Below are 292 nucleotides of genomic sequence, written 5' to 3' on the forward strand. Positions count from 1 at the left end.
GCTCAGCTGATTGCTGACTAGGTTTTTTTCTTGCGGCCTACACCGCACTAAAAAATTCGCTGGCATCAACAGGGAGTAGCCAGTAGGCTACATGTGGCTTTGTGATCAATACGATTGGCAGGACGCTGGAGTTCGATACATGGCTCGATGGCATGAAGGACGTTTGGGCAAAAGCAGCGTTGCTGACCCGGCTCGACCGGGCCGAAGAGAATAATTTTGGCGATTGCGCGCCGGTCGGCGATGGCTTGAGTGAGATGCGTGTTTTTGTCGGGCCTGGATACAGGGTTTACTT

At 52.7% G+C, this 292-nt stretch carries 1 protein-coding gene; it reads left to right on the forward strand.

What is annotated here, in order from left to right; all coding sequences use genetic code 11:
* Nucleotides 1-101: 101 nt before the first annotated feature.
* On the forward strand, nt 102-292 hold a 191-nt coding region (locus AC0L20_RS40725), incomplete at its 3' end, for a type II toxin-antitoxin system RelE/ParE family toxin (RefSeq protein ID WP_473295781.1).

The organism is Bradyrhizobium sp. Kon58 (assembly GCF_055807455.1).